This window comes from Bradyrhizobium sp. INPA03-11B (genome assembly GCF_040446015.1).
GTDB classification, from domain to species: Bacteria; Pseudomonadota; Alphaproteobacteria; order Rhizobiales; family Xanthobacteraceae; genus Bradyrhizobium; species Bradyrhizobium macuxiense_A.
Genome location: NZ_JASGSR010000123.1, coordinates 1 through 22,843, shown reverse-complemented (window position 1 = coordinate 22,843; position 22,843 = coordinate 1). Strand labels below are relative to the sequence as shown.

General features: G+C 64.0%; 15 protein-coding genes and 1 pseudogene. 3 read left to right on the top strand and 13 right to left on the bottom strand.

Annotated features, from left to right (window positions below; translation table 11 throughout):
• From QMZ05_RS33660 to QMZ05_RS33615, 10 genes are all read right to left on the bottom strand, one after another.
• The coding region (locus QMZ05_RS33660) for an SEL1-like repeat protein (RefSeq protein WP_353704664.1) at positions 1–2,009 on the bottom strand (2,009 nt) is incomplete at its 3' end.
• A complete protein-coding gene (locus QMZ05_RS33655) occupies positions 2,006–3,352 on the bottom strand; it encodes an HlyD family type I secretion periplasmic adaptor subunit (RefSeq protein WP_353704663.1) in 1,347 nt (448 codons plus the stop codon). The genes QMZ05_RS33655 and QMZ05_RS33660, both read right to left, overlap by 4 nt.
• Positions 3,342–5,576, bottom strand: coding sequence for a peptidase domain-containing ABC transporter (locus QMZ05_RS33650; protein WP_353704662.1), 2,235 nt, complete (start codon positions 5,574–5,576; stop codon positions 3,342–3,344). Before QMZ05_RS33650 ends, QMZ05_RS33655 begins: the two co-directional genes overlap by 11 nt.
• Before the next feature lie 197 nt (positions 5,577–5,773).
• Entirely contained in the window at positions 5,774–6,388 is a 615-nt protein-coding gene (locus QMZ05_RS33645; RefSeq protein WP_353704665.1) for a methyltransferase domain-containing protein, read from the bottom strand.
• A gap of 327 nt (positions 6,389–6,715) precedes the next feature.
• Positions 6,716–8,602: a calcium-binding protein gene (locus QMZ05_RS33640; RefSeq protein ID WP_353704661.1), complete on the bottom strand. Its 1,887-nt coding sequence runs from the start codon at positions 8,600–8,602 to the stop codon at positions 6,716–6,718.
• Positions 8,603–8,810: 208 nt separating this feature from the next.
• Positions 8,811–10,079 carry a calcium-binding protein gene (locus QMZ05_RS33635; RefSeq protein WP_353704660.1) on the bottom strand — a complete coding sequence of 423 codons (1,269 nt, stop codon included), beginning with the start codon at positions 10,077–10,079 and terminating at the stop codon, positions 8,811–8,813.
• 672 nt (positions 10,080–10,751) lie between these two features.
• Positions 10,752–11,906, bottom strand: coding sequence for a glycosyltransferase (locus QMZ05_RS33630; protein WP_353704659.1), 1,155 nt, complete (start codon positions 11,904–11,906; stop codon positions 10,752–10,754).
• Positions 11,903–13,894: an alginate lyase family protein gene (locus QMZ05_RS33625; RefSeq protein ID WP_353704658.1), complete on the bottom strand. Its 1,992-nt coding sequence runs from the start codon at positions 13,892–13,894 to the stop codon at positions 11,903–11,905. The genes QMZ05_RS33630 and QMZ05_RS33625 overlap by 4 nt, the downstream gene beginning before the upstream one ends.
• Positions 13,891–16,077: a bi-domain-containing oxidoreductase gene (locus QMZ05_RS33620; protein WP_353704657.1), complete on the bottom strand. Its 2,187-nt coding sequence runs from the start codon at positions 16,075–16,077 to the stop codon at positions 13,891–13,893. Before QMZ05_RS33620 ends, QMZ05_RS33625 begins: the two co-directional genes overlap by 4 nt.
• Before the next feature lie 110 nt (positions 16,078–16,187).
• Positions 16,188–17,393: a glycosyl hydrolase gene (locus tag QMZ05_RS33615; RefSeq protein WP_353704656.1), complete on the bottom strand. Its 1,206-nt coding sequence runs from the start codon at positions 17,391–17,393 to the stop codon at positions 16,188–16,190.
• Between the two features lie 150 nt (positions 17,394–17,543).
• Between QMZ05_RS33615 and QMZ05_RS33610 the strand changes: the two genes are divergently transcribed.
• From QMZ05_RS33610 to QMZ05_RS33600, 3 genes are all read left to right on the top strand, one after another.
• Positions 17,544–18,854, top strand: a complete 1,311-nt coding sequence (locus QMZ05_RS33610) for a glycosyltransferase family 4 protein (RefSeq protein WP_353704655.1) — start codon at positions 17,544–17,546, stop codon at positions 18,852–18,854.
• Between the two features lie 97 nt (positions 18,855–18,951).
• Entirely contained in the window at positions 18,952–20,262 is a 1,311-nt protein-coding gene (locus tag QMZ05_RS33605) for a nucleotide sugar dehydrogenase (protein ID WP_353704654.1), read from the top strand.
• Between the two features lie 8 nt (positions 20,263–20,270).
• Complete coding sequence (locus QMZ05_RS33600) at positions 20,271–20,984, top strand: class I SAM-dependent methyltransferase (protein WP_353704653.1); 714 nt, start codon at positions 20,271–20,273, stop codon at positions 20,982–20,984.
• A gap of 21 nt (positions 20,985–21,005) precedes the next feature.
• On the opposite strand, the gene QMZ05_RS33595 is transcribed toward QMZ05_RS33600, so the two are convergent.
• The 3 genes and pseudogenes from QMZ05_RS33595 to QMZ05_RS33585 form a co-directional block, all read right to left on the bottom strand.
• A complete protein-coding gene (locus QMZ05_RS33595) occupies positions 21,006–21,677 on the bottom strand; it encodes a class I SAM-dependent methyltransferase (protein WP_353704652.1) in 672 nt (223 codons plus the stop codon).
• Between the two features lie 13 nt (positions 21,678–21,690).
• A complete protein-coding gene (locus QMZ05_RS33590) occupies positions 21,691–22,314 on the bottom strand; it encodes a methyltransferase domain-containing protein (RefSeq protein ID WP_353704651.1) in 624 nt (207 codons plus the stop codon).
• Positions 22,311–22,843: pseudogene (locus tag QMZ05_RS33585) on the bottom strand (polysaccharide transporter); the annotation flags it as partial. The pseudogene QMZ05_RS33585 and the gene QMZ05_RS33590, both read right to left, overlap by 4 nt.

Genomic DNA, 22,843 nt, shown 5'->3' with positions numbered 1-22,843 from the left:
AGACGACGTAGCGCGCCTTCGTTGTTCTGCTGCGCCGCCTTTCGATACCAATGCAGCGCCTGGTCGCGGTCCTGCGCGATGCCGTTGCCGGCACGCAGTGCGTCGCCGATGGCGAGCTGGGCCTCGACCATGCCCTGCTCCGCCGCTGCCGCGAACCACTCGGCCGCCTTCGCCGGATCAGCCTCGCGGCCCTGGCCGCGCCCGAGCATCACCGCAAGGTTGTATTGCGCCGTCGTGTGGCCCTGACGCGCCGCGGCCTCGTACCACGTCACGCCCTGCGCAAGGTCCTGCGCGACGCCCTGCCCGGTACAATACATAACGGCAAGCTTGAACTGTGCTGCGGCATTGCCGCCATCGGCAGCCTTGACGATCCAGCCGGCAGCGGCCTGCGGATCCTTGAGGCCGCTCTTCGGATCGGAATACAGCAGCGCCAACGTGTGCTGCGCCTCGACATGGCCGGCGCTTGCCGCGCGCTTGAACCATTGCGCCGCCGCCGGAAGATCGACCGTGCCGCCGGACCTTCCCATGTGAAGCCCGCCGAGTTGAAACGCCGCCGCGGAATGACCGCCCTCGGCGGCATCGGTCAGCAACGTGCGTGCCTGCGCAAGACGCGCTTCGGACGGCTCCTCCTGGATCAGGAACACGGCATAGGCGGTCTTGGCATCGGCGTCGCCGCCATTGGCCGCCTTGCTGAGCCATTCGGCTGCACGCACCTGATCGCGCGGCACGCCGTTGCCCGCCGAGTAGAGCCGGCCCAGCTGCACGCCTGCGGCGCTGATGCCTCCCTCGGATGCGCGTTCGAACCACTTGATCGCGGTCGCGACATCGCGCGTCACGCCGTTGCCGTTGAGATAGAACACCGCGATGTTGTGGGCCGCGGTCGCGTGACCGCTCTCGGCCGCACGTTCGAACCATTTCGCCGCCTGGCGGACGCTGGGCGGCACGCCGGTGCCGGTGGCATAGAAGCGTCCGGTAAAGAACTGCGCCTGCACGTCACCGCGCTCGGCCGCCTTCTCGTACCAATACGCCGCCTCGCGCAGATCCGGCTCGGCAGCAGTGCCGAGCGCATAGAACTCGGCCAGCGCCTGGATCGCCGGCAGGTAATCCTTGCGTGCCGCCTTGCGCAAGGCGGTCTCGGCCTTGTCGAGATCCTTGGCAACCCCTTTGCCGCTCAGCCGCAACAGCGCGATGTTGTACAGCGCGATCGCATCGTCATGCGCAGCCGCGCTCTGGAATAGCCGCGCCGCTTCCTCGACATTTGCGGGAAGCCCGGTGCCCTTGAGGCACATGAATGCGAGCGCAACCTGCGCGCGGACATGGCCCTGCTCCGCCGCCTTGTGATACCAGATCGCGGCCTGCGCGAAGTCGACGGGAACGCCGCGTCCCTGATAATGCACGTCGCCGAGCGCGAATTCGCCTGCCGCCGCCTTCTGCTCCGCCGCGGCCTCGTACCAGCGCAGGGCAACGGTGTGATCCTTGGTGCAGCCTTGCCCGTTGGCGTACATGTCGCCCAGGATCGCCTGCGCGTCCGCCTTGCCGGCCTCCGCCGCCACCGACATCCAGAGGAAGGCGGCGTCGAGGTCCCTGGAGACGCCGATTCCGTTCGGGAAGACCAGATCGTGGAGATTGGTCGCCTTGTCGCCGAGGCGCGCCGCAGTGGATTGCCGCCACATCTCGGGCTTGTTCGGTCCGACGGACGCCTTGACCCCGTGGAAGTAGATCAAGCCGAGCTGGAATTGCGCTTCGGTATGTCCATTCAGGGCGGCGCGTTCGTACCACGCGACCGCGTCCGGAATGTTGCCGATAACACCCTCGTTCCTCGCATAGAGCAACCCGATCCGGTAATCCGCCTCCGGATTGCCGGCCCGCGACGCCAGCCTCCAGAAGCGCAACGCCTCCAGATACTGCCGGTTCTCGTAAGCCTCCAGTCCCCGTTCGAACTGCGTTGCCTCCGAACGGGACGACCCGGGCTTGAGCAGGCCGAGAAGGGATCGCGTCAACACCGTCATGGCTCGCGCATCGCTTCTTTTGCGCTGCGCAGCATGCCGCCGAGCAGATACATCGCCACCGAACGGGTGCCGACATTGACATCGCCCTGCAACGTCATGCCGGGGATGAGACGAAAGTTCTTCGGAACATCCTTGAAGTTGGTCTCGTCGACCGAGCATCGCGCCTTGTAGTAGGCATCGACGGGCTTTCCGTCATCATCGGTGGTGAAGGCGCCTTCGCTGATCCAACGAATCTTGCCCTGCGCCGTGCCGTGCTCGGCCGCGTTGAACGCATCGATCTTCATCGTGCAGGGATCGTTCGGCCGGACGAAGCCGACGTCGCGCGACAGGATCTGGATCTCCGCTTCGAGTCGCGTCTTGAGCGGCATCAACGTAATGAAGGGATCGCCCGGCTTCAACACCGATCCGACCGAGAGCTTGGCGAGGGTCAGCACGACCGACGGTTCGGCCGCCGTCCAGCGGACGAGGTCCTGGTGCTTGATCGCCTTGTCGTACTGCGAGCGGGCCGTATCCAAATTATTGCGCGTCGTCACCAGATCCTGGCTGAGCTGCGCGTTCCACTGCTCGGTGAAGGCGTTGCGATCCGCCTTCAGCGACTCCAGCTGGTGTTGCGCTTCCAGCAGGGTGTTGTGCGTGTTGTCGATCTGGCGCAGCAACTCCAGCCGATTATCCTGCGACAAATACAGGTTCAGCTTGGACCCGCTGCCGCTTTCGGCTAGCGTCGAGCGCATGTCCTCGATCTTGCCGGCGATATCGGCACGCTGGCTGTAGCGCTCGTCGTCCTTCTTCGCCTTCTGGATCGTCGCTTCGGTCTGACTGATCTTGGAATCGTAGCTGTTCACCTGCGCGTGGTACTGCGCGACGCGCTGATCGTAGAGCGCCTTTTGCAAGGCGTTGTATCTGGTGACCTCGGGGTCCTTGGATTGCCCGAACGACAACTGCTTTCCGGACAATTCGGCCTCGTCCCGCGCGACCTGCGCCTCGAGGCTCGCAATCTGCAGCGTGTACTGGGTGACGTCGGCAGCGGTGAATGTCGAGTCGAGGGTCGCGAGCTGCTGCCCCGTCTCGACCTGCTCACCCTCCCGAACATCGATCGTCTTGATGATCGATGCGTCCAAAGCTTGCAGCACGTTGATCTGATCGACCGGGACGATCCTGCCGCCCACGCTCGTGATCACCCGATCGACGCGCGTGAAGCACATGATCGCCACGACGGCTACCATGAACGCCGACAGGACGAACAGCGTCGCGCGGGCCAGCAGCGGCTCGGGCGCCTCGCGGATCGCATCGGTTTCGGACTGGAACTGGCGGACGGTCGCGAGCGAAGCTTGATTAGGAGACAAGGGTCGGGCTCCTGAAGTTCTTTTCGGTGCGGCCCGCCGGCACCAGATGCGTGTTCTGCTGGTACCAGAGCGAGCTATAGATGTCGTTTCGTTCCAAAAGCTCATCGTGGCGGCCGATATCGTTGACCACGCCACGATTGAGCACGAGGATCGCGTCGGCCTTGGTCAGCGACGACAGGCGATGCGAGATGATGATCAGCGTGCGCCCCTGCGCGATCCGCGAAATGTTCGCGTTCACGATCGTCTCGCTCTCCGCATCGAGCGCGCTGGTCGCCTCGTCCAGGATCAGGATCGGCGGATTGACGATCAGTGCCCGCGCGATCGCGAGGCGCTGACGCTGGCCGCCGGAGAGATTGGTCGATCCCTCGTAGATATAGGTCTCGTAGCCTCGCGGCAGCTTGTCGATGAACTCCTCGGCGCCGGCCAGTCGCGCGGCCCTTACGACATCGTCGAAGGTCGCATCGGGCTTGGCGGCCGCAATATTCTCGCGGATCGTGCCGCTGAACAGGAAGTTCTCCTGCAGCACCACACCCACATTGCGCCGGAGATGATCGACATCGTATTCGCGAACATCGACACCGTCGACCTTGATCAAACCGCCGTAGTCGGAGTGCAGGCGCTGCAACAACCGCGTGATCGTGGTCTTGCCGGAGCCGCTCTTGCCCATCACGCCCAGCGTCGTGCCGAGCGGAATCTCGAAGGAGATGCTGTTCAGCGCCGGGGACACCGCGCCCTTGTACTTGAACGTGACGCCGGAGAATTCGATATGCCCCTTCAGCGGGACCCGAACGCCATGGCCGGAACGTCCCTCCTCGGGCGGCTGATTGACCAGCCTGCCGACGATCGTGACCGCGGTGCGCGCTTCGTCATACTGGTTGATGAGCTGGGCCATCTGCATCAGCGGGCCGGCAACGCGTTGCGACAGCATCAGAAACGCGAACAGCGCTCCAACGTAGACTGGATCGCCGCTCGACACCGCGAGGTAGACGCCGAACGCATAGGGAGCACTCACCGCCAGCCGTTCCAGCGGCTTCACCACCGTCTGAATGGCGGTTCCGGTCAGGCCTTCCGCAAGGCGAGCCTTGGCGACACGCGCCACAAGCACATCCCACATGTGGCGCTGCCGCGTGTCGAGCGCCAGCGACTTGATGGTCCGCATGCCGTTCAGGCTCTGGATCAGAAACGCTCCCTGCACGCCTTCAGCGGCCAGAGTCGCCGAGGATTTCTTCCGGTAGGCGGGCAGCATCAGGATCAGCCAGGTTACGATTATTCCGGCAAAGGCGAGAACCATCAGCGTCATGATCGGGCTGAAGAAGAACATGACGGGCAGGAAGAAGAACAACGTCGTCGAATCGAGGATGGTCCCGAACAGCTGTCCGGTCAGAAAGCCGCGAATTCGGAACACTTCGCGAATATCCCGCGAAATCAGGCCGACCGGATTCTGCTCGAAGTAATCGATCGGCAGATTGAGCACCTTCTCGAACACGTAGGTCGACAGCTTGACGTCGAGCCGCGCCGTCAGACGCTGGACCAGGTACTGCCGCAGGAACGTGAACGCCGCCTCGAACAGGATGAGCACGAACATCGCGATACACAGCACGTAGAACGTGTTGTAGGCCTTGTAGAAGATGACCTTGTCCGAGAGCAGCCGCCAGAACATGATCGGTCCGAGGCCCATGAAGCCAAGGATCAGCGCCGCGATCGCGACGTCGCGCAAGATACGCCGTTCGCGGAACAGCAATGCGGTGACGAAGCCGAAGCTGAACGGCTGGGTCTCGTCGGAAATCTCGTAATCGCGCTTGGCCATGACGACGTCGCCCGACCAGATGTCCTCGAAGCGCGGCTGATCGATCACGAGCAGCGCATCCTCGCTCGCGTTCGGATCCTGCAGGACCACCCGGGTGCTGTCTTCATCGCCCTCGAGCCGCAGCAGCACCATGTGGCTGCCGTCGCGCAGGCGGACGATCACCGGCAGCGCCCGCTTGAGATGGCTCAGCCCCTTCCAGTCCAGCGTGACGGCCTTTGCCGTCATGCCCGAGGAATTCGCGCATTTCAGAAGCTCGGGGAGTGTGACCTCCCGGTCGCCCAGGAGATTGTCCTGGATGAGCTGGGTCGGGGTCAGGTGCAGACCGTGCTGCCTTGCCACGATGACCAGACACGCGAGGCCCGAGGGTGGCAGCCCCTCCACCGAAGGTGCGCCGACGAGCGAGAGGTGTTTGGTCATGGATGCCTCGAAGTTTCGACTGCGCAAGATCGGGTCGTTAGCGAGATATAACTTATCACTGTTAGTTCGCTAACGCAGCATTTTCAGCATGCGGTTCCGAAAAGATATATGTGTCGGAACAGGCAAGGGAGCCGGTTCCGGCACTTGCTGCCGTTGGTTTAACCACGGAACCTTATAACATTATTTAACATCGACAATCACGGGGCGGCCGTCACCGTCTCCCGGAAGTCGAAGCCGCAGGCCTCGATCTGCGGCTGGATCCGCCGGTCCTCGGCCTCCGGCATGAGCGCCAGCGCGCAGACCTCGAAATTCGCGCTGCGAACGGAGACGGTCGGAAACCCGGCGCTGAGCAGCAGGTTTCCCATCCGGTCGCACGAAAAGCCGGTCTTGTGCGCCATATGATGGCGGCCCTGCTCGATCGCGCCGGAGTGCCCATAGATCATATCGAGCGGCCGTATCGGACCGGCCGGCGAGACATAGGCGACCGCGCCGAGGCCCTGGGTCAGCATGTGCTGGGCCACCGCCTCCAGGTCGGGCGACATGATCAGCGCGAAGCCGTCCGGCTTGAGGACCTCGCGGAACTGGACGAATGTGGGGTGTATCTCATGGGCATAGAGATGTTCCATCAGATGCGAACACCAGATCGCGTCGAACGAGGCCGGCCGGCACAATTTGGCGAGATCGGTGATCGAGCCGACGATGTCCGGTTTCACGCTTCCGTCGACGTCGAGGCGAATCTCCTCCCAGTCATGCGATGACAGCAGCGGCTGGATCCGCTTGGCAACCGTCGATCCAGCGCCGGCATTCAGCATTTTTTTCTTGGCCAATTCGAGAGCTCCGCGGTTCGCACATGATGCAGCTGGTTTCTGCAGCGATCGTTCGTCTTGTCCAAAGGTTGCCAGGGCCGCAGCAAGCCATCACAACGCGTTGTATCAAGCGAGTTACACGCCTTTACAAAAGCTACGTGGTCCGAATGTGACGAACTAACGTTCTAACGTCCGTCGATTGAAGTGGAACTTATCATGGAGACCGACGCATGCGACGCGGACCGGGCGACCAAGTTCCGGTCGTCACGTTCGGACGCAACACGGCTCAACGAGGATTGAGGGGATACCTTCGCCTGGCGCGGACCTCAGGTCCTATAGGTTGGTCGAGTGACCATCGTTGAAGATCAGATATTCGATGTTGCTGATCTGGGTCACCTGGCCGTTGCTGAAGTTGACGTCCAGAGAACCATCCTTGCCGGCGGTGATGCCGGTCACGTCGGTCGAAGCGTGATCCAGGAAGGTCAGGGAGTCCTTGCTGCCGCCACCGCCGTCGATGGTGTCACTGCTGGTGGCATTGGACAGGTAGAAGTAGTCCTGACCGGAGCCGCCGACCATCGAGGCCGTACCGGTGGCGGAGCCGACGAACGACGAACCGTCGTTGCCGCCGATCAGCGTCTGCATGCCCGAACCGGCGACCATCGTGTCGTGGCCAGAGCCGCCATGCAGCGTGTCGTTACCGGTACCGCCATAGAGCGAATCGTTGCCGTCACCGCCATCGAGCGAGGTCGCGTGCGACGCATCGCTGCCCGAGTAGAGCACGTCGTTACCGGCGCCACCATACTCCGCAACGGTTTCCTTGCCGCCGACCAGCAGGTCGTTGCCGGCCCCGCCATACAGCGTGTCGGCGCCCGCACCGCCATAGAGCGAGTCGTTGCCATCACCGCCATCGAGCAAGGTCGCGTGCGACGCATCGCTGCCCGAGTAGAGCACGTCCTTGCCGCTGCCGCCGTACCCGGCGACGGTCTCCTTGCCGCCGACCAGCAGGTCGTTGCCGGCCCCGCCGTAAATCGTGTCGGTACCGGCACCGCCATACAGCGAGTCGTCGCCGGTGCCGCCGTCCAGGATCGTGCCGTGCGACGCATCCGAGTGCGAGTAGATCGCATCGTTGCCGCTGCCACCATATTCCGCAACAGTCCCGGCTGCGCCGATCAGCAGATCGTTGCCGGCACCGCCGTCCAGCGTGTCGGAGCCGATATCGGCAGGGTTAAACCCGGCACCGGCAACCAAGGTGTCGTTGCCCTCACCGCCATCGAGCAACGTCCCGAACGTCGCGCCGGAGCCTGAATAGAGAATGTCGTTACCGCTGCCACCGTACTCCGCAGCAGTCCTGATGCCGCCCTTCAGCAGGTCGTCGCCGGCGCCGCCATCCAGCGTGTCGGCAACGCCGCTGGCACCACCCTCCAGCGTGTCGTTGCCGTCACCGCCCGACAGCAGTGAGCCTTGATTCGCAAACAGGTCCGCGTAGAGCACGTCGTTGCCGGCGCCGCCGTACAGCTGACAGCTGTTTACGCCGGCAACGAGCGTGTCATTGCCCGCGCCTCCGTCGAGAATCTGGTTGCCATAACCCGCGCTCAACCAGTCGTCACCGGCGCCGCCATACAGGCGATCATTGCCCCAACCACCGAACAGCTTGTCGTTGCCGCTACCGCCGTCCAGGGTGTTGATCCGGTCCGGTGAGTCCAGCGAGCTGCCGGACAGCAGAGTATCGTTGCCGCTACCGCCATGCAGGTCCGACCAGCTGCTGCCCCAAAGCCAGTCGTTGCCGGCCCCGGCGTAAATCTGGCTGTGACCCACGCCGCCGCCGTGCACCGTGTCGTTGCCCGCGCCGGCAAGAACCGTCGTACCGCGGTTGTTGTTGATGGTGATTTCGTCGTTGCCGTCGCTGGTCGCGACGATCACCGGAGCGGCGCCGTTCACGGTCAGCGTCACGTCGCTCTTGGTGGCTTCGATGATCGCCTTCAGCTTGGCGTCAAGCTTGATCGTATTGTTGGCGTTGGTTTCGATCAGAACATTGGCGTCGGGATCCGGGTTGCTGATCCCGGCCCCCTCCTGCACCGGGATCGTCGCGCCGTCATCCGGGCTGGTGTAACCGATCCCCGCGCTGATCAGATAGTCGAGAATCTGTTGCCGGCTTGCGTGATCGATCGTGGAGCTGATCGCCGCCTTGAGCTGCGTCTGGTTCACGTTTTGCGTCACCATCGATGTAGCCCCTGCTTGAACGCGCTACATAATCGCTAGGCAAATACTCAAACCATCTCGATGACTAACAATTGGAGCAGGCCGCTACACTGCAAGAATATCAGACAACATTTCTGAACACCACCTGTAATCGCAAAAAGCGCCGCCTCAACCTGGGTTGAGGCGGCGCCTTGGCTTAGTGAAGACCTAGTCGTGAAGACCTGGGATCTTACAGCTTGGTCGAGTGACCATCGTTGAAGATCAGGTATTCGATGTTGCTGATCTGGGTCGTCTGGCCATTGCTGAAGTTGACGTCCAGAGAGCCATCCTTTCCGGCGGTGATGCCGGTCACGTCGGTCGAGGAGTGATCCAGGAAGGTCAGGGAGTCCTTGCTGCCGGCACCACCGTCAATGGTGTCACTGCTGTGGAGGTTGGACAGGTAGAAGTAGTCCTGACCAGAGCCGCCCACCATCGAGGCCGTACCGGTCTCGGAGCCGACGAACGACGAACCGTCGTTGCCGCCGATCAGCGTCTGATTGCCCGAGCCGGCGATCATGGTGTCGTGGCCGGAGCCGCCATACAGCGTGTCGTTGCCGGCACCGCCGTAGAGCGAGTCGTTGCCCGCGCCACCGGACAGGATCGAGCTGTGCGACGCGTCCGAGTTCGAGTAGAGCGCGTCGTTGCCCGCACCGCCGTAGAGCTGATTGTTGCCCGCGCCGCCGACCAGGACGTCATTGCCCTTGCCGCCTTCGAGGACCTGGTCGCCCGAGCCGCCATACAGCGTGTCGTTGCCGTCGCCACCAAACAGACGATCGTTGCCCGCACCACCGTACAGCACATCGTTGCCCTTGCCGCCATCCAGCGTGCTGGAATTGCCAGCGGTGCTGCCGGACACCAGCACGTCGTTGCCCTTGCCGCCTTCCAGGGTCGACGAGTTGCCGCCGTACAGCGTATCGTTGCCGGCGCCACCAATCAGGGTGTCGGCACCGGTGCCGAACAGCAGATCGTTGCCCTTGCCGCCATCGAGCGTGCTGTGACCGGAAACGTTGTCGATCAGGACGTCGTTGCCGTTGCCGCCGGAGAGCGAGTCGTGACCCGCACCACCGAAGATGGTGTCGTTGCCGTTGCCGGCAAAGACGGTGGTGTCACCGGTGTTGTTGAGGAAGATCTGATCGTTGCCGTTGCCGGTCGCGACCAACACCGGGGTGCTGCCGTTCACCGTCAGCGTCACGTCCTTGTTGGTGGCTTCGATGATCGCCTTCAGGTTGGCGTCGGTGGTAACAGTGTTATTCGGGTTGGTTTCGATCAGAACGTTGGCGTTCGGATCCGGGTTGCTGATCCCAGCCCCTTCCTGCACCGGAATCTTGGTGCCGTCATCCGGGCTGGTGAAGCCGATGCCCGCGTTGATGAGATAGTCGAGGATCTGTTGCTGGGTCGCGTGATCGATCGAGTGGATCGCATGCTTCAGGTCAGTCTGGTCGAGATTGTAAGTCGCCATCGATGTAGCCCCTGCTTTGGGATACGAGGATTCAAGCCGCTCGTCCGCACCTAAGCCGTTGAATCACAACTGGTTTGTTGCGACGCGGCTCAAATGTGGACATACGTTACGAACTTGTTAAGTCCATTGTTAAGTCCGCAATGCCGGAGTGTCAATCAGCAATGCGCCATTAACGACCGGTTCCATTTGATTTATGTGAGACTTAGCACCACTTCGCACCCACTCTAACATTCAGCGCAGGCAAATCCCAAATGTTAGCCGCGACGCAAAAAAGGGTAGTGATTATACGGGGTTTCATCGACCCGCGAGATCGCGCAAATGCCCGGAATTTCGCTGACGTTGTGCATGCTTCGAAGCGATTTTCTGCTCTGAAAAAATATTTCTGCGCCGCGTGAGAGCTTTTGCAAAAAAGCGTCAAACTTCACAACCGGCCGGCAGCCTGACTGGTGTTATGGCTGGTTCCGGTTGCAAACCCAGGCTCCGGGCGAGCCAAAATCGGGGAATCGATCGCAGAATCGGGAGCAATCCGACCGCCTCGTCGAAGCTGGCGGCGTCAGAGCAAGCGCCCGATATAACAAATTAACATCAGATTTGCCGCGACCCGTTAGGGACGACGACGCAGAAACCGCGCAGGACCGCGCCCGACCCGGGCGGAGCAACCGCCTGCATCGCTCATTCAGCCGCGGCGCGCGCGTAGATGGCCTCGAGCAGCCGGAGATTCTCATCCGGCGCGTAGCGCGCGAGATAGGCGGCCCGTGCGGCCTGCCCCCATGCCACGGCACGATCGGGAGCGGCCAGAAGCTCAGCAATCCGGCTTCTCAGTGCGGCCGCGTCGCCCGGCGGCGCCAGCGCGCCGGTCTTGCCGGCGCTTACCACTTCGGCAAGCCCGCCGATCTCGGATGCGATCACCGGCGTGCCCTGCGCGAAGGCCTCGACCACCACCATGGGAAATCCCTCGTACCATAACGACGGCACGACCAATGCCTGGGCATTGGCCATTTCCCGAAGCACCTCCGCGCGCGAGCGCGCGCCGAGGAAACTGACATGACCGGGCGCCCGGGCCCCGAGCGCGGCGCGTTCCGGCCCCTCGCCCATGATCCGCAACGGCACATCGGTCCCCGCAACGGCGTCGAGCAGCACGCTGACGCCCTTCTCGCGGCTCAGCCTCCCGACATAGAGCAGCCCGGCGCGCGGCATGGCCGGATCAGGCGCCCCCGGATCGGCCATGAAGTTCGGCTTCACGTCGATCCGGCCGGCGTCGAAGCCGGCCTGCGTGAACAGGGTTCGAGCAAACTGCGTCAGCGCGATCAGCCGCAGACCGGGACGCGTCCAGGTGCCGCGGCGCTGATGTTGCGCGATCATGTAGGCCGAGGCCAGCGAGCCCGGCAGCGATCCGCGGTAGCAGCGATGGGCAACGCCCCAGAGATGGCCGTGGTCCAGGCACTTGTGGCAGATGCGGCCGTCACGCAGCAGCATGCCGCCGGTGCAGATGGTGCGATAATTGTGCAGCGTCACCACCGCGGGCACGCGCTTTTGCCGGCAGAGATCGAACACGGCGGGCGACAGCAGCGGGAAAAAATTGTGAACGTGCACGATGTCGGGGCGGAAGCGGTCGATCGCTTCCGCCACGAGCTGCTTCCCCTCTGCATTATCGGCGATCGACAGCGTCGTCGCGATCCGCGCGGCGAGCGAGTTGATCGCTTCGTTGCTGACCGTGAGCGTTTCAACGCTGTGTCCTGCGCCGCGCAACAGGTCAACTTCCGCTTCGAACACGACGTCTTCGCCGCCGCGTCCCTGATACCTGTTGTGCGCGACCAGGATCTTCATGACCGGCGCGCCGGATCGGGAAACCAGCGCAGCTCGGTCACCAGATCTTGGCCGGTAGCGAGCGTACCTGAGCCGATCAGCGTGGTTGCCGGCACCTTGAGATCGAAGGACGGCGAATACCAGCCGGCCGGCGTGGCCTCGTCACCGCGATACGATGTCCAGTCGAGCATCGCCGGCAGATCGAGCTCGCCGCGTCCGCCGGGCCATGCGAGCTGCGCCGTGCGTCCGTCGAGCTTGCATTCGACCTCAGGACCGAGATGCCAGCTGAGACTCGCCGGCATCGCAAGCCCTTCATCGCCAAGCACAATATCTGACACGACGAGCCGCATCGCCGGACGCTGCAATCGCACCGAGCGGCGATGCACGAGACCGGCTTCGTCCTGATATCCCGAATGCTCCGCGACCCAGCTTGCGTCCGCATCACGATCATCCAGGCCGTTTGAAGCGATCAGCCGGCTCTGCGCATGCCGCGTCCAGAGAAACGGCCCGCCCGACACCGACTGGTCGCGCGCGAACAGGCGGAGCGTGTTGTGCGCCAACGTGGAGCGGAAATAGGCGCGCCATCGCGGATCGCCGTGGTAGCAATAGGTGCCGGGGTCGGCGAGGATCTCGACGCCGCCGATCCTGCATTCGAGCGACAGCGCATCCGCATGGGCATGCGCCGCAATGCGGCCGAAGCCATGCGGGCCGTGATCGCAGCGACACCACACCGCTCTGTCGGCATCGACCAGAAACGTCTGCCCCGCCGCATCGAGCAAATACGGGCGGCGCGCAGGCCGCGCCGCGATCGCACGCGCGTTGACGCCGTCGGTCAGAAGGAACGTGCGCAGATCGGGCTCCTGCAATCCGGGCCACCATGGCCGATCGCCGAACAGGCGCGCGCCGCTGGCGAGCAGACCGAGCCAGCGATTGCCGGCGTGATCGTCGAGCAACAGGCCGATGCCATCGTCGCCATCGCCCTGGCGCGGCGGATGGGCGCCATCGTCCAGCATTGCGGCGATGACGTCGCTCATGCGGCACATCGTCGTCCAGACCGCATCGCCAAGCGGATGTCCGGACGACTCGCCCTGCACCGCCGCGGCAAGCAGGAGTTCGAGGACAAAGCCGTGATAATCGGTCGCCAGTTCGCTGTTGCTGCCGCAAGCGAGGGTTTGCGCAACGGCTTCGTGTGCCAGCGTGCCGGCGGATTGCTCGCGCCATCGCGCGCTGTCGCGGAAGAACGGAAACACACAGGCCGCCACGAACTGCCCGGCAGCCTCCGCGATGACGTGGTTGTTGGCGGAGGAGCCACGGCTCGGGAATTGCGACAGCCAGAATTGATGCGCGTAAAGCTGCGTCACGAACAGCTCGTTGTCCTCGAACAGCGCGGGCGCGCCGGGCCAGGTCTGCAGCAGTTGGCGCACCCAGGCCCAGGAGATCAGCCGCACGCCAAGCTCGATGCCGCTGATCCAGTGCGGGCCGCGGGGGAATGGATTTTCACGCCACCAGCTCGTCAGATGTTCGGCCACGCGTCTGGCGTAACGCTCGTCCGAGGTCAGGTAATACGCTGATGCCAGCACCGTGAGATGATGGTGACGCGACGGCTCCCAGATGTATTTGATGTTTCCGACCGCAGCCTCGTCGCGATAGGGAACCGCAAACGCGTACATATCCGCGGGGGCCCGCTTGCCGCTGCGGACATCGACGAACCAGTCGGGCCTTTCGCCGAGCGCAGCATGATCCCTGGCAAAGATCCGCCAGTGGCCGGCGAGGATCCGCTCGGCGCTCTGGATCAGCCGCTCGGCGGCTTGCCGCGGCGCGCCCGCCGGCGACGGCAACGGCTTCAGCCGTGGCTGCCGCGGGCCCGGCGCGAGCCTGGCGCTGGCATGTCGTGCGATATCGGGCGGCGTGATGCGCCAGAGCAGACGCAGCACCTGATCGTTCACCCGTCCGGCTAGCTCGGACGGCTCCATGCGCTGCAGCCGGCGCAAATACCAGGCCGGATTCATCTCAATGCAGTCGAGGCACGCACGACGGCATGCTCTGTCGCGCCGATCGTCAGATCAACCGGCATCCCCACAGCCGCGCTCTCCTGCACCGCGAGGGTTGCGCGGGTGGTCGCGAGCAGCGACTCCAGCGCGATCGGCATTGCGGCCCCCGATGCGACCGCCGTGATGAAGGCATCCAGCATCGGCCGCTGCCCCTTGTCGAGCCGCGCGCTCTTCGCCGTGCGCTGCCCGGCGTGCCAGAGCTCGAAGCCCGAGAAATTGTCGAAGGCGGCAAAGCCCGTGCTTGCCGAGATTTCGAGCGCTTCCTTCGGCACCCGCGGATCGCCGCCGGTGAGATAGCTGAGGCTCGCGACCGACCCGTCGGCAAAGTCGAAGGTGGCAACGAGATTGTCGACGTCCTTGCCCGCGGAACTCGCCGAAACACGCACGGGCTCGGCGCCGAGCCACCATGACAACACGTCGATAAAATGCCCGCCTTCGCCGACGAAGCGGCTGCCTTCGCTCTCGGCCTGCAGATACCAGGATGATTTCTCCAGCGGGCCGGCGATGACGCGATATTGCAGCGTCTGCGGCCCGGCGGCCGCGAACGCCGCACGCATGCCTTGCAGCAACGGCGAGAAGCGGCGGTTGAAGCCCACCATCAGCCGGTCGTTGCCGGTCTCGCCGATCACCTGCTCCAATTGATCGAGTGCATCGGTGTCGATCGCCAGCGGCTTTTCGACGAACACCGCCTTGTCGGCGCGCAACGCTCGGATCGCGAGGTCGGCGTGGGAGGCGTGACGCGTCGCGATCAACACGGCGTCGATGTCGTCGGCCTCGAGCACCGAGGCCGCATCCGTCGAGGCCCGCGCGAAGCCGAACTTGCGCACCGCGGTGGCGCCGCTCAGGCCGGTGTTGGTGGCGACCTCGACGAGATCGACGCGCGCGTGATTGGCAAGCTGCGGCAACAACATGCTGGAGGCATAATTGCCCGCACCGATGACGCCGAGCCGCACCCGGCCGCTGCGCAGGGCAACGGCCGGACGATAAATCATCTGCATCGTGCGAGGTGCTGCCTCAGGATAGGCGAACACCATGCCGAGGCCGATCTCGCCCCGGCTCATGCGCTCGAACGCCGACGTCGCCTGCTCCAACGGCACGGCTTCGGAAATCAGCGAGGAGAAATCGAGCCGCCCGTCGGCAAGCAGCGCGACGATCGCCTCCATGTTGCGCTTCTCGGTCCAGCGCACATGGCCGATCGGATAATCGATCCCGCCCTCCTCGTAGAGCGGATCGTAACGGCCCGGGCCGTAGGAGCGCGAGAAGCGAACGTCGAGTTCCTTGTCGTAGAACTCGTTCCACGGCAGGTTCAGCGTGCATTTGCCGATATCGACAATGCGGCCACGGTCGCGCAGCAGTGCTGCCGAACGCGATGCGAGATCGGGATCGTCGCTGCCTGCGGTGATGAACACGCAGTCGACACCGTTTCCTGCGGTCAGCTGATCGATCCGCGCGCGAAACCCGGCCGCGGCATCATCAGATGCGACGGCACAAACCGCAGCGCCCGCCGCCTCCGCCTGACGACAGCGCGCCTCCAGCCTGTCGAGCCCTGTGACCACGACGCCGGCACTGCGCAGCAGGCGCACCATAATCTGCCCGATCAGGCCGAGGCCGATCACGCAGGCGGTCTCACCGAAGCGGATTTCCGACTGCCGCATCGCCTGCAGCGCGATCGAGGCGATCGTGGCGAATGCGGCCTGGTCGAGCGCAGCACCGTCCGGCAGCGGCACGCAGAGGTTCACCGGCACCCAATTATATTCAGCATGGGTTGCATACTGATTGCCGCCGCAGCACACGCGCTGGCCGACCGAAAAGCCGCCGACGCCCTCGCCCACTTCCACCACGGTGCCCGACAGCGAATAACCGAGCGGCGTGTAGGAATCGAGGCGGTTCATCACCTTCTGATAGGTCGCAAGCAGTCCCTGCTGGCGGACCGAGCGCATCACCTTGGCCACCTGGTCGGGTCGCGCACGCGCCTTGCCGAGCAGCGACAGCCGGCCTTCGGTGAACTTCATCATCTCGGTGCCGGTCGACACCGCCGAGAACGCCGTGCGCACCAGGACGCCGCCGGGGCGGCAGCGCGGCGCCGGCACGTCGATCAGCTTGAGCTCGCCGCTCTTATAGTTCTGCGCGATCTGCTTCACAGTCGGTCAATCGCCTCGAGTTAACAATACTCTTGTATCGCGCCCGCCGCCCGCAATGAAGTCGGGAATATCATCAAAGTTGCCTCGTGGCTTGCAGATTAACATTCTTATCATTCCAGCAGCAGGACCGGTTTGGGTGAGATTTCGACCTCGCCGTTGGCGACGGCTCCTTCGCCACCGTCGAGGCCCTGGTAACGGCTGAAACCCGGGTCGACCCGATAGGAGGACCGCCCCTTGGTGGTCCAAAGGATCAAGCCGTTGCGGCCATCCGGCATGCGAAGCTCGACGCGCCAGATCAACGCCGATGTTCTGCCTGCGGCCACGACGCTGGCGCCGACCAACCATTTCTGGACCGTGCGGTAGGCCACTCCGCTCGGGAGCAGCCCGCGCGCCGGGTCCCATAGTTTGCCGAAGTCGCTGCCTCCGCCGGCGAACTCGTACCAGTAGAACCGATCGACGCCGCTGATCCATTTCAGGATGTAGGCGCGCGCCAGGCACCCGTCCGGATTGTCTTCATAGGACGACCAGCCGGCCTCGGTGTCCCAGATCGGCCTCGTGGACAGATCGTGCGCGGCGAGGATCTGCTTGAAGCGGGCGATGATTCCGAGCACGGCTTCGGGTTCGCTCGTATAACCATGGAACGCGAACACGTCGGCATATTGTCCGCCGCCTTGCGCCATGAAGGCCTTTTGCCAGCGATAGCCGTCGGGCGTGCCGTTGGACGGCGGCGTCAGCACGGTCAGGTTGGGATCGCTGGCGTTGATGATCTGATAGGCCCGCTTCTGCATCTGGACCATGGTCGGGATATCGCCCGAGTAATATTTGGGATCCTCGGGCTCGTTCCAGATTTCCCAATATTTGATGCGGCCGGCGGCACGGGTGACGGCGGCGCGTACCCATTCATCCCATGACGCGAGATCGGCAGGCGGCGAGCTTGCGCCGGGCGAGAACGCCGGCGGCGCATCTTTCACCGACGCGGCCCAGCGCGGCGTGTAAGCGAGATTGAGCACGATCTCGACATGCTCGCGCTCGGCCGCCGCAAGGATGGCGTCGAAGCGCGCCCAATTGTAGATGCCGGGCGCCGGGTTGATCTGCGCCCAGTAAATCGCGCCCCACAGCCGAACGCCGTCGAATTTGAGCTCGGGCCATGGTTGCGACTGTCCAATCGCGTTGATCGTCATGCCGAAAAGCGACGGCGGGATCACGGCATTCACACGGCTCACATTGAGCGCATCGTTTCCGGCCGCGCCGCTCCATTGCAGCGGCCATCTATGGGCAACCGGCAGCGCCGTGCTCAAAACCAGTGCAATCAACACCCTTTGACCCCAATCCCTCACTCTGCCTGCCATGTCCCTGTCTCGTCGCCGTCACATCGGTGCCGGGATTGCATAATGGAAGCCGCGTATGTTAATGCCGATGTTAGTCGGATTGTGATGCTGTTAGGTCAATGGTATAGATCATCGCAGATGTCGAGAGCTGAACCATCACCGCGGCGGATCCTGATCATCGTCGAGAACCTTCCGGTTCCTTTCGATCGCAGGGTGTGGTGCGAGGCAACGTCGCTGCGCAAGGCGGGCTACGAAGTTTCGGTGATCTGCCCGAAGGGCCGCGGCCATGACGAATCTTACGAATGCCTCGAGGGCATTCACATCTACCGCCATCCGATGCCGGTGGAAGCGCGCGGGATCGCCGCCTATCTGATCGAATATCCGGTCGCGCTGTTCTGGGAGACGCTGCTCGCGATCAAGGTGGCGTGGAAGCACGGCTTCGACGTGATCCAGGGCTGCAATCCGCCCGATTTGATCTTCCTGATCGGCCTGTTGTTCAAGCTCGGCGGCAAGCGCTTCGTGTTTGATCATCACGACGTCAATCCCGAGCTCTATGAGGCGAAATTCGGCCGCAAGGATTTTTTCTGGCATCTGCTGCGGCTGGTCGAATATCTCACCTTCAAGACCGCAAGCATCTCGATCGCGACCAACGAATCCTATCGCGAGATCGCGATCACGCGCGGCCGGATGCCGGCCAACCGGGTCTTCGTGGTGCGCTCCGGCCCCAATCTCGACCGCGTGCGTTCTCGCCCCGCCGATCCGACCTGGCGTCGTGGCCGGCGCTACAGCGTCGGCTATGTCGGCGTGATCGGCCAGTCCGAAGGCATCGATCTGCTGCTCGAGGCGATCGGCCACATCGTGCACGACCTCGGACGCACCGACATCCAGTTCAACATCGCCGGCACCGGGCCGGAATGGAATGCGGTGGTCAAGCTCTGTGAGGAGATGCGGCTCTCCGACTACGTGAACTTCACCGGCGCCATCGCCGACGATGCGCTGTTCACAATGCTCTCGACCGCTGACGTCTGCGTCAATCCGGACCGCGTCACGCCGATGAACGACATCTCCACCATGAACAAGATCATGGAATACATGGCGCTCGGACGGCCGATCGTTCAATTCGACGTCCGCGAAGGCCGTCGCTCGGCGCTCGACGCCTCGCTCTACGCGGCGAAAAACGACCCGCAGGACTTCGCCGGCAAGATCATCACGCTGATCGATGATCCCTCGCAGCGCCAGTCGATGGGTACCTTTGGCCGCAGCCGCGTCGAGCGCGAATTGTCCTGGACGCATGAGGAGCCGAAGCTGCTCGCCGCCTATGAGGCGCTGTTCGCCAGGAAAATCCCCTGGCAGAGCCGCGCGCCGCGCACGAGCGCGGCCGGCGAGCGACCCGCGTCACAAACCTCCGGCGTCAACGCCAATGCGGCCGCCGGGCGGGCCTCGCGTTGAATGCCCTGCCGCCTCACTCACGTCAAACACGACGCGGCCACGGCCGCGCGCAAGTCCCTGCGTTGTTGCAAGTCCCTGCGTTATTGAAGGTCGAAGCATGAACGTCAGCATTTTCGGCCTTGGCTATGTCGGGACGGTCTGCGCCGCCTGCTTCACCGAACTCGGCCACCAGATCATCGGCGTCGACAAGAGCGTCGCGAAGGTCGACCTGATCCGTGAAGGCAGATCGCCGGTCATCGAGCCGGGCATCTCGGACAAGGTCGCGCGCGCCGTTGCAACCGGTCAATTGACCGCGACCACCGATGCCACCGAGGCGATCGTCAACAGCGACATATCGATGGTCTGCGTCGGCACGCCGTCATCCGGAAATGGCAACCTCGACCTGACCGCCATCCGGCAGGTCGCGATCGAGATCGGCCGCGGTTTGCGCGCGAAGAACGCGCCGCACACCGTGACGATCCGCTCCACCGTGCTGCCCGGCACCACCCGCGGCACCGTCGGGCCGCTGATCGAGGAAGCCTCCGGCAACAAGATCGGGCGCGATTTCGACCTCGCCTTCAATCCCGAGTTCCTGCGCGAAGGCAGCGCCATCGCGGATTTCAACGCGCCGTCCAAGACCGTGGTCGGCGCCTTCAACCAGGAAACCGCCGACCGTGTCATGGCGCTCTACAAGGACCTGCCCGGCGCCAAGATCACGCCGCCGGTCGAGACGGCGGAACTCGCCAAATATGTCGACAACAGCTGGCATGCGCTGAAGGTCAGCTTCGCCAACGAGATTGGCACGATCGCAAAGACCCTCGGCATCGACGGCCGCGACGTCATGAACATCTTCATGCAGGACACGCGGCTCAACATCTCGCCGGCTTACTTGCGGCCGGGCTTTGCCTTCGGCGGCTCCTGCCTGCCCAAGGACGTCAAGGCGTTGAAGCATCTGGCGCACAGCCGCGGGCTGTCGACCCCGGTGCTCGAAAGCATCCTGCCGAGCAACGACATGATCATGTCGCGCGGCGCCGACTGGATCCTGTCGCATGAGGGCCGCCGCATCGCCTTCCTCGGCATCAGCTTCAAGGCCGGCACCGACGATGTGCGCGACAGCCCGTTCGTCGAACTGGTCAAAAGCCTGCGCGGCGAACAGCGCGAGATCCGGATCTACGACCCCAATGTGCAGCTGTCGCAGCTGATCGGCGCCAACCGGGACTTCCTGATGCGCAACCCGGACCTGGTCGGCCTGCTGCATCACGATGTGGCGGAGACGATCGAATGGGCCGACATCATCGTGCTGACGACGGCCGATCCGCGCTTCGTCGCGGCGCTGAAGGCAAGCCGCGCCGACCAGACCGTGCTCGAACTGTCGGACATCGGACTGCCCGATGAGGTCAGCGCCCGAGTGAGCGGCTTCCACTGGTAGGGAACACCATGGCCACCATGGCCCGCGACCGTCCTGAAATCCGCTTTCACGACGAGATTTCGTCGGGGTGGGAGACGCTGCACCAGAGCCGCACCTTCAGGGCGCGCACGGCCGCGATGTTCGATCTGCTCGGAAACGCGGACCTCGACGGGCAGCGCTGGCTGGATGCAGGTTGCGGCACCGGCACGCTCTCACGCCTGCTCGCCGCACGCGGCTGCGACGTCACCGGCGTCGACGCCTCGCCGGAGATGATCGCGGCGGCACGCGGCCGCCCCTCCGACGGCTCGCCGGCCGAACGGCTCACATTCCGGCAGATTCCGACCATCGCAAGCCTGCCGTTTGCGGATCGATCCTTCGACGGCGTGCTGTGCGCGAGCGTGCTGGAATATGTGCCGGACGTGGCGCCGTGCCTCGCCCAGATCCATCGCGTGCTCAAGCCGGGCGGATTGCTGCTGGTCTCGATCCCCAATCGCGATTCGCTGCTGCGCCAGAGCTACAAGCTCGCGCATGCGGCCTCCTCGCGCGTGTCGGCACGGCCGCTGTTCCGCTACCTCGCCTTCTCCAAATTCGAGGCCTCGCCGGCCGCGATGCAGAGCCTGCTGCGACAGCATGGTCTCACGATGCTGGCTACCGGCTTTGCCGGCTCCCCGCTCCCGCCGGCGTTCGATCGCCGGCCGATGGTGGGCACGCTGATCAATATCCTGGCTCGCCGCAACAGCTGATGCGGCGGGCAGACGTCTGCCTCAAGCCTTGATCGCCATCAGCGACTTGGTCATGCCGAGATATCGTTCGCGATAGATCTTCGCGTTGGGAAACGTTTCCGTCATCTCACGCCAGTCGAACAGATGCCAGTCGGGCGTGGTCCGCTTGAACCAAAAGCGGTTGAACAATTCGATCAGCGAGATCTGCAGCCGCCTTGGCAACAGCACAATGACGCCCGGCAGCCAGGTGTGGCTCTCGATCGGAAAGTACCGGTAAGGCGTCTGCACGTAGAAGGATTTTGCAACCCGCGATATCTCGCCGGCAAAGCGGTTCTGGTGTTCGCGCGCGACATTCAGAAAGTCCGCGTCGCTCGCGATCGTCACGACGTCCTGCTTCGGCCCGGTGACATGCTCGATCACCGACGAGCAGAAGCAGAAATCGAACGCCTGATCGTCGAACGGCAGGCGCTCGGTCTCCTGCAGCAGCACGCTCTTGAAGCCGAAGCGCTCGCGCGCGGTCTTCAGATCCTCGGCCGAGATGTCGCAGACCGTGATGTCGGTATGAAACGGCAGGATTGCGCGAATGTGCCGGCCGGTGCCGCCGCCGAGATCGAGAATCCTCGCATTGAGCGGCAGGTTCACCGTGCGCACGAGGAACTCGCCGCGCCGCCGGCGTGCCGCACTGGAAAAACGGGCCTGAATGGCGCCCAGCACTATCAGTCTCCTGTTACTTGATGGCCTCGAAGAAGATCGACTCATCCGGCCGGTTGTCGAGCCGGTCGATGTCGGGACAGACGCCCTCGCGATACGCCCTTGTGCGGGTCTCCGAACACCCCGCGTCGCGGAACAGCGTTGCGAGCGAAGCACGGGTATAGCCCCAGTGATGTGCGAAGGCGGCCTCGCTGCGGCGCTCGATCTCGAACACGCCCTTGAGGAAGGCCTGCGGTGCAGAGGGATCATAGAGCGCGACGATCCGTTCCATGTCCGGGACAACGATGCGGCACACCCCGCCCGGCGCCAGCACCCGCGCGATCTCGCGCGCCAGCCGCTCGATCTCGTCGGGAAACAGATGCTCGAAGACATGCGCGCTGAACACGGCCGAGAGGCTGCCATCGGCGAACGGCAGCGGCTTGGTCAGGTCCATGTAGCGGAGCCCGGCGAACTTGCCCTGGCGATGCTCGGCATAACGGGCGTCGCTCAAGAGGCCTGCCAGATGCAGCGCTTTGGCCGCGAACGGCACCCGTGCGATCCACAAATGCATCGTGATGTCGGTATTGATCCAGCCCTCGATGCCGCAATTGAAGGCGCCGATATGCAGCCTCGGGAGCGAGCCGCGCGCGTCGTCGGTCATGCCTGCTCCCGCGCCTGATTGGTCAGCACGACTGTGATCACCGACGCCGCGCTCGAGGCCACCATTGCCGCAACCGCACCCATCACAAGCCATGCTTGTGCCGCGAACGGCAGCGCGCAGCACAGCGCGACGAGGCCGGCCAGGCGGCTCAGCATGAACCGCTGCGGCCTGCCGGTCGCAAACAGCGGCAGCGCAAGGCCGAGCCACACCGCGTCGAGCCCCATCGCAAGGGCCATCAAGACGAGGCTGCCGGTGCCGATGTCATAAGTCTGGCCGTGGATGACAAGGGCGAGAATACGCTGGCCGAACAGCACGACCATCGCGCCGTAGGCGGCGGCGATCGACCCGAGCAGCAGGGCATTTTCGCGCGCCGCGGCGACGACCGCGCGGCGTCTGCCGGCGCGCAGCTCGGCTGCGATCTCCGGGAGGCGGACCGAGAACATGGTCGCGCAGAACTGGCTCAGCGGCGCGAACACCAACAGCAGGATCCGCAGCGATGCGCTCGCGTCCAGCCCGATCAGGAGGCCGC

What these genes read in the sequence shown, in the direction of transcription:
- QMZ05_RS33625 (WP_353704658.1), bottom strand. Translation starts at nt 13,894, where the DNA reads ATGAATCCGGCCTGGTATTTGCGCCGGCTGCAGCGCATGGAGCCGTCC.
- QMZ05_RS33600 (WP_353704653.1), top strand. Translation starts at nt 20,271, where the DNA reads ATGGCCACCATGGCCCGCGACCGTCCTGAAATCCGCTTTCACGACGAG.
- QMZ05_RS33645 (WP_353704665.1), bottom strand. Translation starts at nt 6,388, where the DNA reads ATGCTGAATGCCGGCGCTGGATCGACGGTTGCCAAGCGGATCCAGCCG.
- QMZ05_RS33590 (WP_353704651.1), bottom strand. Translation starts at nt 22,314, where the DNA reads ATGACCGACGACGCGCGCGGCTCGCTCCCGAGGCTGCATATCGGCGCC.
- QMZ05_RS33640 (WP_353704661.1), bottom strand. Translation starts at nt 8,602, where the DNA reads ATGGTGACGCAAAACGTGAACCAGACGCAGCTCAAGGCGGCGATCAGC.
- QMZ05_RS33650 (WP_353704662.1), bottom strand. Translation starts at nt 5,576, where the DNA reads ATGACCAAACACCTCTCGCTCGTCGGCGCACCTTCGGTGGAGGGGCTG.
- QMZ05_RS33610 (WP_353704655.1), top strand. Translation starts at nt 17,544, where the DNA reads ATGTCGAGAGCTGAACCATCACCGCGGCGGATCCTGATCATCGTCGAG.
- QMZ05_RS33635 (WP_353704660.1), bottom strand. Translation starts at nt 10,079, where the DNA reads ATGGCGACTTACAATCTCGACCAGACTGACCTGAAGCATGCGATCCAC.
- QMZ05_RS33605 (WP_353704654.1), top strand. Translation starts at nt 18,952, where the DNA reads ATGAACGTCAGCATTTTCGGCCTTGGCTATGTCGGGACGGTCTGCGCC.
- QMZ05_RS33630 (WP_353704659.1), bottom strand. Translation starts at nt 11,906, where the DNA reads ATGAAGATCCTGGTCGCGCACAACAGGTATCAGGGACGCGGCGGCGAA.